A 12548-nucleotide genomic window follows, 5' to 3' on the forward strand; every position below is an offset into this window, starting at 1 on the left:
ATGATGGCAGAGAGGTCACACCCGTTCCCATACCGAACACGGAAGTTAAGCTCTCTAGCGCCGATGGTAGTTGGGACCTTGTCCCTGTGAGAGTAGGACGTCGCCAAGCAAAAACCTAAGTCGTTTCGACTTAGGTTTTTTTGTGTTTATTTATATATATCAAATGTCATAATCCGTAAATTTAGTAATCTTAATGAGAGAAAAGAATGAAAATGAGGCTATTGAGGGTAACTGTTATTTCTTACTACAAGTATATATTTTACATAATGAGAGTAAGAAAAGCGGGATGATATAAGAATGAAAATAAGTATTCAATCATTAAAGTAATGAATGCGATACAAAGGAATAGAAACGATATGCTTTATTCCGCATTAACGGGCAGTAAGACCCCCACCTCAAATTTCAGCGGAAGCAAAGAAGCTAGGTGTGGGATCAACTGCCCGTAAAAGCCCGATTGTTGAAGGTTGATTAAAGTTTCACTTTATATAAAAGCATACGGAATTAATATACAAACCGTTTTGTGTATGGTAGATCTCTAGAAATATATATTCTAATTGCTTATCCTTCTTGCATATAGTTACAATTATTCTTTTGAATATAACTAAAACACGAACGTTATTGATGAGTAATAAAAAAACATTCGATTATTTGTTGACATTGTTTATGAAATATTGTTAATATAGCCATAGAAAGAATAATATATAAGACCTCATATAATCGCGGGGATATGGCCTGCAAGTCTCTACCTAACGACCGTTATTCGTTAGACTATGAGGGAAAGTCACTCGGTATTTTTCTATTCACAAGGGATACGTATGCCTGAGTAGAGCGCTTTCTCTCATAGTAAAAGAGAAAATGTTCTATTTCAGGCTTTTTTTATTTGAATCGGGGGGATTCTAATATGAAATCACTAGTTGGAGTCATAATGGGAAGCACGTCAGACTGGGAAACAATGAAATATGCTTGTGACATTTTAGATGAATTAAATATACCGTATGAGAAAAAAGTTGTATCCGCTCATCGGACTCCGGATTATATGTTTGAATATGCAGAGACGGCTCGTGAACGTGGATTGAAAGTTATTATTGCTGGAGCTGGTGGAGCAGCGCATTTACCAGGAATGGTTGCAGCGAAGACGAATCTTCCTGTAATCGGAGTTCCAGTTCAATCAAAAGCGTTAAACGGCTTAGATTCATTATTATCCATCGTCCAAATGCCAGGAGGGGTTCCAGTTGCAACTGTTGCAATTGGTAAGGCTGGTTCAACAAATGCTGGTTTACTTGCTGCACAAATACTTGGATCATTCCATGATGACATATATGATGCATTAGAATTGAGAAGAGAAGCAATTGAAAAAGATGTGCGCGAAGGTAGTGAGCTAGTATGACGAGAATCATTTTACCTGGAAAAACAATCGGTATTATTGGAGGCGGCCAGCTAGGAAGAATGATGGCATTGGCAGCTAAGGAGATGGGATATAAAATTGCTGTTTTAGATCCTACAAAAAACTCACCATGTGCACAAGTTGCTGATATTGAAATTGTTGCATCATATGACGATTTAAAAGCAATTCAGCATTTAGCGGAGATCAGTGATGTTGTCACATATGAATTTGAGAATATTGATTATAGATGTTTACAATGGCTTGAAAAACATGCTTACTTACCGCAAGGCAGTCAGTTGTTAAGTAAAACACAAAATCGTTTTACAGAAAAGAATGCGATTGAGAAAGCAGGATTACCAGTAGCAACGTATAGATTAGTTCAAAATCAAGATCAGCTTACTGAAGCAATCGCTGAATTATCATATCCTTCCGTCTTAAAAACGACGACAGGCGGATATGATGGGAAAGGGCAAGTTGTTTTAAGAAGTGAGGATGACGTTGATACAGCGCGAGAGCTTGCGAATGCAGCAGAGTGTATTTTAGAGAAATGGGTGCCTTTTGAAAAAGAAGTATCAGTTATTGTCATTCGTAGTGTAAGTGGTGAAACGAAAGTATTTCCGGTAGCGGAAAATATTCATGTAAATAACATTTTGCATGAATCCATCGTTCCGGCTCGCATTACAGAAGAACTTTCTCAAAAAGCTATTGCTTATGCAAAAGTGCTTGCGGATGAACTAGGACTTGTGGGAACACTAGCGGTAGAGATGTTTGTTACAGCTGATGGTAAGATTTACATTAATGAATTAGCACCAAGACCTCACAATTCAGGACACTATACACAGGATGCATGTGAAACGAGTCAATTCGGCCAACATATTCGAGCAATCTGTAATTTACCTCTTGGAGAAACAAATTTGTTAAAACCAGTTGTCATGGTAAACATTTTAGGCGAACATATAGAAGGGGTCCTAAGACAAGTGAATAGATTAACCGGGTGCTATTTACACTTGTATGGAAAAGAAGAAGCAAAAGCGCAGCGAAAAATGGGGCATGTTAATATTTTAAATGATAATATTGAAGTCGCTCTAGAAAAAGCGAAGAGTTTGCATATTTGGGACCATCAAGAACAACTGTTGGAGGGAAAAAGATGATTAGTCGTTATACACGCCCAGAAATGGGTGCAATTTGGACGGAAGAGAACAAATTTAAAGCGTGGTTAGAAGTTGAGATTTTAGCTTGTGAAGCATGGGCTGAGCTTGGCGATATTCCGAAAGAAGATGTTAAGAAAATTCGTGAGCATGCATCATTTGATATTGATCGTATTTATGAAATTGAAAAAGAGACACGTCATGACGTAGTTGCATTCACTCGTGCTGTATCAGAAACACCAGCATTAGGCGAGGAACGTAAATGGATTCATTACGGTTTAACATCTACAGACGTAGTAGATACAGCGTTATCTTATATCTTAAAACAAGCGAATGAAATCATATTAAAAGACTTAGAAAACTTCGTAAGTATTTTAGCTAATAAAGCAAAAGAGCATAAATACACGATCATGATGGGAAGAACACACGGTGTTCATGCAGAACCAACAACATTCGGTTTAAAACTTGGTCTTTGGTATGAAGAAATGAAACGTAACGTAGAGCGTTTCAAACAAGCTGCTAATACAGTTCGTGTTGGTAAATTATCTGGTGCGGTTGGTACATATGCAAATATCGATCCATTCGTAGAAAAGTATGTTTGTGAAAACTTAGGATTAGAAGCAGCACCAATTTCAACACAAACATTGCAACGTGATCGCCATGCTCATTACATGTCAACACTTGCATTAATCGCAACGTCTATCGAAAAGATGGCAGTTGAGATTCGTGGTTTACAAAAGAGTGAAACACGTGAAGTTGAAGAAGCTTTCGCAAAAGGTCAAAAAGGTTCTTCTGCAATGCCGCATAAGCGTAATCCAATTGGATCTGAAAATATGACTGGTTTAGCTCGTGTTATCCGCGGTTATATGATGACAGCTTATGAGAATGTTCCATTATGGCATGAGCGTGATATTTCTCATTCTTCAGCAGAACGCGTAATTTTACCAGATGCTACAATCGCGTTAAATTACATGCTAAATCGCTTTGGTAATATCGTTAAAAACTTAACTGTATACCCAGAGAATATGAAACGCAATATGACAAGAACATACGGCTTAATTTATTCTCAGCGCGTAATGCTTACATTAATCGATAAAGGTATGGTGCGTGAAGAAGCTTACGATATCGTACAACCTAAAGCGATGGAAGCTTGGGAAACACAAGTACAATTTAAAGAGCTTGTAGAAGCTGATGAGCGTATTACGAGCAAGTTAACACAAGAAGAAATTAATGAATGCTTCAACTATGAGCATCATATGCAACACGTTGATACAATCTTTGAACGCCTCGGATTAAACGAAGCGTAAAATTTCATATGGCACAGAATAGAGTCATTCTGTGCCATTCTTTATAAAAAAATTATTCACATTTTTCAAACTACAGGGGGCTTGCGAAATGCAAAAGCTAGAATTGCTGTATGAAGGTAAGGCAAAAAGAATTTATCGTACAGAATCAGCAGATATGGTTTGGGTAGAGTACAAAGATAGTGCGACTGCTTTCAATGGGGAGAAAAAAGAGACGATTACAGGAAAAGGTCGTTTGAACAATGAGATTACAACTTTATTGTTCAGAAAGTTACAAGAAGTAGGAATTAAAACACACTTTGTTGAGAAGCTATCTGAAACAGAACAACTTGTTAAAAAAGTGAGTATTATTCCTTTAGAAGTTGTCACAAGAAATGTAATTGCAGGAAGTCTTTCAAAACGATTAGGAATGGAAGAGGGAACTGTACTTGCAGAACCAATCGTAGAATTTTACTTCAAAGATGATGATTTAGGAGATCCGCTTGTAACGGAAGATCATATTCGTGTATTAAACGTTGCATCGCCAGAGCAAGTAAGCGTATTACGAGATATGGCTCTACAAATCAATCAAGTGTTGATTGATCATTTCGCAAGCTGTCGTGTAAGATTAGTAGATTTCAAATTAGAGTTTGGTGTAACGGATGAAGGAGAAATCATTTTAGCAGATGAAATTTCACCAGATACTTGCCGTTTATGGGATGAAACGAGCAATGAGAAGTTTGATAAAGACGTATTCCGTCGTGATCTTGGAAATTTAACAGATGCTTATGAAGAGATTTTAAAACGTTTAGGGGGAATTTCACATGTATAAAGTTAAGGTATATGTAACATTAAGAGAAAGCGTATTAGATCCACAAGGAACAGCAGTAAAAGGAGCACTTCATAGCCTTTCATTCACAGAAGTACAGGATGTTCGAATTGGAAAATACATGGAACTAACAATTGATAAATCGGTAACTGACTTAGATAGCAAGGTAAAGGAAATGTGTGAAAAACTATTAGCAAACGTTGTAATGGAAGACTTCCGTTATGAAGTTGAGGAGGTTGTCGCACAGTGAAATTTGCCGTAATAGTATTTCCAGGTTCGAACTGTGATGTCGATATGTTCCATGCAATTAAAGATGAGCTTGGCGAAGAAGTAGATTACGTTTGGCACGATACAGAGAATTTAGATGAATATGATGCAATTCTACTACCAGGTGGTTTCTCTTACGGTGATTACTTACGCTGCGGTGCTATTTCTCGCTTTGCAAATGCAATGAAAGCAGTACAAAAAGCTGCTGAGCAAGGAAAGCCAATTTTAGGTGTATGTAATGGATTCCAGATTCTTGTTGAATCAGGATTATTACCAGGAGCATTAATGAGAAATGAAAACTTAAAATTTATGTGTCGAACAGTTCAGTTACGTGTTGAAAATAATGAAACGATGTTTACATCACAATATGAAAAAGATGAAGTAATCAATATTCCAATTGCACATGGTGAGGGGAATTACTATTGTGATGAAGAGACTCTTAAACAATTAGAAGAGAATAATCAAATCGCATTTCGTTACGTAGAAAACCCGAACGGAAGCGTTTCAGATATTGCTGGTATTGTAAACGAAAAAGGAAATGTACTTGGTATGATGCCACACCCAGAGCGTGCTGTAGATGAACTACTTGGCGGTGCTGAAGGGTTAAAAGTCTTTCAATCTATCTTAAAACAGTGGAGGGAAACATATGTCGTTAATGCTTGAACCAAATCCAACACAAATTAAAGAAGAGCGCATATATGCGGAAATGGGGCTAACAGACGAAGAGTTTGCCATGGTTGAAAAGATTTTAGGTCGTCTGCCAAATTATACAGAAACAGGTTTATTCTCTGTAATGTGGTCAGAACATTGTAGTTATAAAAATTCAAAACCAGTGCTTAGAAAATTCCCAACAACAGGTGAGCGCGTCTTGCAAGGACCTGGGGAAGGTGCTGGAATTGTAGATATCGGTGATAATCAAGCGGTTGTATTTAAAATGGAAAGCCATAACCATCCTTCTGCTATTGAACCATATCAAGGAGCAGCAACAGGCGTTGGTGGTATTATCCGTGACGTATTCTCTATGGGAGCACGTCCAGTAGCTCTATTAAACTCACTTCGATTTGGGGAATTACAATCACCACGTGTGAAATATTTATTCGAAGAAGTAGTAGCAGGGATTGCAGGATACGGTAACTGTATCGGTATTCCGACTGTTGGCGGCGAAGTACAGTTCGATCCATGTTATGAAGGAAATCCACTTGTAAATGCAATGTGTGTAGGCTTAATTAACCACGAAGATATTAAAAAAGGGCAAGCGCACGGTGCTGGAAATACAGTAATGTACGTAGGAGCATCAACTGGTCGTGACGGTATTCACGGTGCAACATTCGCATCTGAAGAGTTATCTGAAAGCTCAGAAGCGAAGCGTCCAGCAGTTCAAGTAGGAGACCCATTTATGGAGAAACTTCTTATTGAAGCTTGCTTAGAACTTATTCAATCAGATGCACTTGTTGGAATTCAAGATATGGGGGCAGCTGGTTTAACATCATCTTCTGCAGAAATGGCAAGTAAAGCAGGAATGGGTATTGAAATGTACTTAGATGATGTACCACAGCGTGAAACAGGAATGACACCATATGAAATGATGCTATCTGAATCACAAGAGCGTATGCTAATAGTTGTGAAAAAAGGTAGAGAGCAAGAAATAGTAGATTTATTTGAGAAGTATGGTCTTGCAGCCGTTACGATGGGGAAAGTAACGGAAGACAAAATGCTTCGTTTATTCCATAAAGGTGAAATGGTAGCTGAAGTGCCAGCAGATGCCCTTGCAGAAGAAGCGCCAATTTATCATAAACCATCAAAAGAAGCAGCATACTTTGCTGAATTCCAGCAGATGAAAATGGAAACACCAAAAGTAGAAAATTATAAAGAAACGCTATTCGCTCTATTACAACAACCGACGATTGCAAGTAAAGAGTGGGTTTATGATCAATATGATTATCAAGTTCGCACAAGCACAGTTGTTACACCAGGTTCAGATGCAGCGGTTGTACGTGTACGCGGTACAGAAAAAGGATTAGCAATGACGACAGACTGTAACTCTCGCTACATTTATTTAGATCCAGAAATGGGCGGTAAAATTGCAGTAGCAGAGGCAGCACGTAATATCGTATGTTCTGGCGGGGAGCCACTTGCAATTACAGATTGCTTAAACTTCGGTAACCCAGAAAAACCAGAAATCTTCTGGCAAATTGAGAAATCAGTAGATGGTATGAGTGAAGCTTGTCGCACATTACAAACACCAGTTATTGGCGGAAATGTATCAATGTATAACGAACGTAGTGGTGAAGCGGTATACCCAACACCGACAGTTGGGATGGTTGGACTTGTACACGATTTAAAACATGTAACAACACAAGAGTTTAAGCAAGCTGGCGATTTAGTTTATGTTATCGGAGAGACGAAAGCTGAGTTTGGTGGAAGTGAATTACAGAAAATGCTTCACGGCAAAATTTTCGGCAAATCACCAAGTATCGATCTAGACGTAGAATTAAAACGTCAAAAACAAGTATTAGCAGCAATTCAAGCTGGCCTTGTTCAATCTGCACATGACGTTGCTGAAGGTGGTTTAGCAGTTGCGATTTCAGAAAGTGCAATTGGTGCTAACGGCTTAGGTGCTACTGTGAAATTAGACGGGGAAGCAACAGCGGCATTATTTGCGGAATCACAATCTCGCTTCGTGATAACTGTAAAACGTGAAAATAAAGAAGCGTTTGAGAAAGCGGTAGAAGCAATTCAAGTTGGAGAAGTAACAAATACAAATGAAGTGACAATTCATAATGAAGAAAATGAAGTGTTACTTACAGCAAATGTAGATGAAATGAGAAAGGCTTGGAAAGGGGCAATCCCATGCTTGCTGAAATAAAGGGGTTAAACGAAGAATGTGGCGTTTTCGGAATTTGGGGGCATGAAAATGCGGCACAAGTTTCATACTACGGATTGCACAGTTTACAGCACCGTGGACAAGAAGGCGCAGGCATTGTCGTAAATAATGGAGAAAAAATCGTCGGTCACAAGGGGTTAGGCTTAATATCAGAAGTGTTTTCAAGAGGAGAGCTAGAAGGATTGAACGGAAAATCAGCAATCGGACACGTACGATACGCGACGGCTGGTGGAAGTGAAGTGGCTAACGTTCAACCATTACTATTCCGTTTTTCTGATCATAGTATGGCATTAGCTCATAACGGGAATTTAATTAATGCAAAAATGCTTCGCCGTGAATTAGAGGCAGAGGGAAGTATTTTTCAAACAAGTTCAGATACAGAAGTACTTTTACATCTTATTAAACGTAGTACGAAAGATTCGTTAATTGAAAGTGTAAAAGAAGCTCTAAATAAAGTGAAAGGTGCGTTTGCATATCTTTTACTAACTGGAAATGAAATGATTGTTGCGCTAGATCCAAATGGATTCCGTCCCCTTTCAATTGGAAAGATGGGAGATGCTTACGTTGTAGCATCAGAAACATGTGCTTTTGATGTAGTAGGTGCAACATACATTCGTGATGTAGAACCGGGTGAATTACTTATCATTAATGATGATGGAATTCACGTAGATCGTTTTACAAATGATGTAGAACATGCAATTTGCAGTATGGAATACATTTACTTCGCACGCCCAGATTCAAATATCGCTGGTGTTAATGTCCATGCAGCACGTAAAAACATGGGGAAACGTTTGGCGGCAGAAGCTCCTATTGAAGCTGATGTTGTTACTGGTGTACCAGACTCTAGCATTTCAGCAGCAATTGGTTATGCGGAGGCGACAGGCATTCCATATGAGTTAGGATTAATTAAAAATCGTTACGTTGGACGTACGTTTATTCAACCTTCTCAGGAACTGCGAGAGCAAGGGGTTAAGATGAAGCTTTCAGCAGTAAGAGGTGTAGTTGAAGGAAAACGAGTTGTTATGATTGATGATTCTATCGTACGAGGAACAACGAGTAAACGAATTGTTCGTATGCTTCGCGAGGCTGGAGCGACAGAAGTTCACGTAAGAATAGCTTCACCACCTTTGAAATATCCATGTTTCTATGGCATTGATATTCAAACGAGAAAAGAATTAATTGCAGCAAATCATACAGTAGAAGAAATACGTGAAATGATTGGTGCAGACTCATTAACATTTTTAAGTGAAGATGGATTAGTAGATGCAATTGGATGTCCATATGAAGGGAAATACGGTGGCCTTTGTATGGCGTACTTCAATGGAGATTATCCAACAGCTCTTTATGATTATGAGCAAGAGCTTTTAGAAAGTATGAAATAAGAAGAAAAAAGCTTCTACTTCTTTTGATGTAGAAGCTAGCTTCTTTCTTAAAACGGCCCGCACAGGATAGGGAGAAATTAAAAGACGAGGTGTAAATAACGATGGCGAATGCATATAAGCAAGCAGGAGTAGATATTGAAGCTGGATATGAAGCGGTATCTCGCATGAAAAAACACGTACAAACAACAATGAGAAAAGAAGTACTAGGCGGTTTAGGCGGTTTTGGAGGTATGTTTGATCTATCAAAATTTGCATTAGAAGAACCTGTATTAGTATCTGGAACAGATGGCGTGGGAACGAAATTGATGCTCGCTTTTATGGCAGATAAACATGACACAATTGGTATTGATGCAGTAGCAATGTGTGTAAATGATATTGTTGTCCAAGGAGCAGAGCCGCTTTTCTTCCTTGATTATATTGCTTGTGGTAAAGCTGAACCTAGTAAAATTGAAAACATCGTCAAAGGTATATCAGAGGGCTGTCGCCAAGCAGGTTGTGCTTTAATTGGTGGAGAAACAGCTGAAATGCCAGGAATGTATTCTACAGAAGAATACGATTTAGCTGGTTTTACAGTTGGGATTGTTGATAAAAAGAAAATTGTAACAGGTGAAAAAATTGAAGCTGGTCACGTATTAATTGGCTTGGCATCTAGCGGTATTCATAGTAACGGTTATTCTTTAGTACGAAAAGTATTACTAGAAGATGGAGAGCTATCTTTAAATCGCATTTACGGACGCTTAGAGCTACCTCTTGGTGAAGAATTATTAAAACCAACGAAAATTTATGTCAAACCTATTTTAGAACTATTGAAGAAATATGAAGTATACGGTATGGCGCATATTACAGGTGGCGGATTCATTGAAAATATTCCACGTATGTTACCAGAAGGAATCGGTGCAGAAATTGAATTAGGATCTTGGGAAATTCAGCCGATTTTCAGTTTACTTCAAGAAGTTGGCAAGCTAGAAGAGAAAGAAATGTTCAATATTTTTAACATGGGTATTGGTATGGTAGTAGCGGTGAAGGAAGAAGATGCAAAAGATATCGTCCGTCTTCTTGAAGAGCAAGGAGAAACAGCTCGTATTATTGGACGTACTGTACAAGGGGCTGGCGTTACCTTCAATGGGGGCACAGCACTATGAGTAGATTAGCAGTTTTTGCTTCTGGAAGTGGCTCTAACTTTCAATCTCTCATCAATGCGGTAGAAGAAAAAAGATTAGACGCAGATATTAGTTTATTAGTATGTGATAAACCAGAAGCACGTGCCGTTGGGCGAGCAAATTATCATCATATCCCGTGTTTCGCTTTTTCAGCGAAAGCATATGAGTCAAAAGAAGGATTTGAAAAGGAAATATTAAAGAAGCTAGAAGAATATGAAATTGATTATGTTATTTTAGCTGGATATATGCGTTTAATTGGACCAACTTTACTAGAAGCTTACGGCGGAAGGATTATTAATATTCATCCATCACTATTACCGAGTTTTCCAGGGAAAGATGCTGTTGGCCAAGCTTTAGAAGCAGGTGTGAAAGTAACTGGAGTAACGATTCATTATGTAGATGCAGGTATGGATACAGGGCCAATTATTGCACAAGAAGCAGTAGTTGTTTCTGATGGGGATACGAGAGAAAGCTTACAAAAGAAAATTCAACAAGTTGAACATAAATTATACGTAAATACAGTGAATCAAATTGTTCAATCTGTGAAAGAACCAACTGTTAACTAACATACAACCAGGGGTGAAGGATAAATGAAAAAGCGTGCATTAGTAAGTGTTTCAGATAAAACGGGAGTAGTAGAATTTGTTAAAGGTTTACTAGAACAAGGGATCGAAGTTATATCAACAGGTGGTACGAAAAAATTACTAGAAGAAAACGGCTTACAAGTAATCGGTATTTCTGAAGTAACTGGTTTCCCAGAAATTATGGATGGTCGTGTGAAAACATTACATCCAAATATTCATGGTGGTCTATTAGCAGTTCGTGATAATGAAACACATGTAGCGCAAATGAATGAATTAGGTATGGAGCCGATTGATTTTGTTGTCGTTAACTTATACCCATTCAAAGAAACAATCGCTAAGCCTGATGTAACATTTGCTGATGCAATTGAAAATATTGATATCGGTGGCCCGACAATGATTCGCTCTGCTGCGAAAAATCACAAATTTGTATCGGTAATTGTAGATCCAGTAGATTACGATGTTGTATTAGCAGAACTGAAAGAGAACGGTGAAGTAAAAGAAGAAACGAAACGTAAATTAGCAGCGAAAGTATTCCGCCATACAGCAGCATATGATGCGTTAATCTCTAACTACTTAACAGAGCAAATGGGTGAAGAAAGTCCTGAAACATTAACTGTGACATTTGAGAAAAAGCAAGATTTACGTTATGGCGAGAACCCACATCAAAAAGCAACTTTCTATAAAGCACCATTCGCAGCAACTTCTTCTGTTGCATACGCAGAACAATTACATGGCAAAGAATTATCGTATAACAATATTAACGATGCAGATGCAGCGCTTAGTATCGTGAAAGAATTTACAGAACCAGCAGTAGTAGCAGTAAAACATATGAATCCATGTGGTGTTGGAGTAGGTACGGATATTCATGAAGCATACACACGTGCTTATGAAGCGGATCCAGTATCCATTTTTGGAGGCATTATTGCAGCGAATCGTGAAATTGATAAAGCTACAGCTGAAAAGTTACACGAAATTTTCTTAGAGATTATTATCGCACCTTCTTTCTCGAAAGAAGCTTTAGAAGTGTTACAAAGTAAGAAAAACTTACGTTTATTAACTGTAAATATTGAAAAGGCGACAAGCGCAAGCAAAAAGTTAACTTCTGTACAAGGTGGCCTTCTCGTTCAAGAGGAAGATACGTTATCATTAGATGAAAGTACAATTTCAATTCCAACGAAACGTGAACCTTCAGAGCAAGAATGGAAAGATTTAAAATTAGCTTGGAAAGTTGTAAAGCATGTGAAATCAAATGCAATTGTTTTAGCGAAAGATGATATGACAATTGGTGTCGGTGCTGGACAGATGAACCGTGTAGGTTCTGCAAAAATCGCAATTACACAAGCTGGTGAAAAAGCACAAGGTAGCGCACTTGCATCTGATGCTTTCTTCCCAATGCCAGATACAGTGGAAGAAGCAGCAAAAGCAGGGATTACAGCAATCATTCAACCAGGCGGATCAATCCGTGACGAAGATTCTATTAAAGTGGCGGATACGTATGGGATTGCTATGGTGTTCACTGGCGTACGTCATTTCAAACACTAATAGAGGAAGTTTAAAAAGTCCGGTTAAGATAACCTTCCTTTTTAAACTTTGATTGATATGAAAAAACAAACTAGGAGCATAGCTT

The 12548-nt window shown here is 38.3% G+C and carries 11 protein-coding genes, 1 rRNA gene and 1 riboswitch; all 12 genes read left to right on the top strand.

Annotated elements, in window-relative coordinates; genetic code table 11:
• Nucleotides 1-109 (top strand): 5S ribosomal RNA (gene rrf, locus MR070_RS25825); the annotation flags it as partial.
• A gap of 580 nt (nt 110-689) precedes the next feature.
• A riboswitch (purine riboswitch) is annotated at nt 690-791 on the top strand.
• A gap of 110 nt (nt 792-901) precedes the next feature.
• Complete coding sequence (purE, locus tag MR070_RS25830; protein ID WP_000839371.1) at nt 902-1387, top strand: 5-(carboxyamino)imidazole ribonucleotide mutase; 486 nt, start codon at nt 902-904, stop codon at nt 1385-1387.
• Entirely contained in the window at nt 1384-2535 is a 1152-nt protein-coding gene (gene purK, locus MR070_RS25835; RefSeq protein WP_000196794.1) for a 5-(carboxyamino)imidazole ribonucleotide synthase, read from the top strand. Before purE ends, purK begins: the two co-directional genes overlap by 4 nt.
• Nucleotides 2532-3839 (top strand): adenylosuccinate lyase, encoded by a 1308-nt coding sequence (gene purB / locus MR070_RS25840; protein WP_000625677.1) that lies wholly within the window; start codon nt 2532-2534, stop codon nt 3837-3839. Before purK ends, purB begins: the two co-directional genes overlap by 4 nt.
• 88 nt (nt 3840-3927) lie before the next feature.
• Nucleotides 3928-4647 carry a phosphoribosylaminoimidazolesuccinocarboxamide synthase gene (purC, locus tag MR070_RS25845; RefSeq protein ID WP_001170542.1) on the top strand — a complete coding sequence of 240 codons (720 nt, stop codon included), beginning with the start codon at nt 3928-3930 and terminating at the stop codon, nt 4645-4647.
• Complete coding sequence (gene purS / locus MR070_RS25850; RefSeq protein ID WP_000278826.1) at nt 4640-4894, top strand: phosphoribosylformylglycinamidine synthase subunit PurS; 255 nt, start codon at nt 4640-4642, stop codon at nt 4892-4894. Before purC ends, purS begins: the two co-directional genes overlap by 8 nt.
• Nucleotides 4891-5574, top strand: a complete 684-nt coding sequence (gene purQ / locus MR070_RS25855; protein WP_000666779.1) for a phosphoribosylformylglycinamidine synthase subunit PurQ — start codon at nt 4891-4893, stop codon at nt 5572-5574. The genes purS and purQ overlap by 4 nt, the downstream gene beginning before the upstream one ends.
• Nucleotides 5558-7777, top strand: coding sequence for a phosphoribosylformylglycinamidine synthase II (purL, locus tag MR070_RS25860; RefSeq protein WP_000055576.1), 2220 nt, complete (start codon nt 5558-5560; stop codon nt 7775-7777). The genes purQ and purL overlap by 17 nt, the downstream gene beginning before the upstream one ends.
• A complete protein-coding gene (gene purF / locus MR070_RS25865; RefSeq protein WP_242262241.1) occupies nt 7762-9177 on the top strand; it encodes an amidophosphoribosyltransferase in 1416 nt (471 codons plus the stop codon). Before purL ends, purF begins: the two co-directional genes overlap by 16 nt.
• A gap of 101 nt (nt 9178-9278) precedes the next feature.
• On the top strand, nt 9279-10319 hold the full coding sequence (gene purM / locus MR070_RS25870; RefSeq protein WP_001262445.1) for a phosphoribosylformylglycinamidine cyclo-ligase: 1041 nt from the start codon (nt 9279-9281) through the stop codon (nt 10317-10319).
• Nucleotides 10316-10903, top strand: a complete 588-nt coding sequence (purN, locus tag MR070_RS25875; RefSeq protein WP_000088567.1) for a phosphoribosylglycinamide formyltransferase — start codon at nt 10316-10318, stop codon at nt 10901-10903. The genes purM and purN overlap by 4 nt, the downstream gene beginning before the upstream one ends.
• A gap of 24 nt (nt 10904-10927) precedes the next feature.
• Nucleotides 10928-12463 (top strand): bifunctional phosphoribosylaminoimidazolecarboxamide formyltransferase/IMP cyclohydrolase, encoded by a 1536-nt coding sequence (gene purH / locus MR070_RS25880; protein WP_242262242.1) that lies wholly within the window; start codon nt 10928-10930, stop codon nt 12461-12463.
• Nucleotides 12464-12548 lie beyond the last annotated feature (85 nt).

Origin of the sequence: Bacillus cereus group sp. BfR-BA-01453, from assembly GCF_022662915.1 — a bacterium.
Lineage (GTDB): Bacteria > Bacillota > Bacilli > Bacillales > Bacillaceae_G > Bacillus_A > Bacillus_A paranthracis.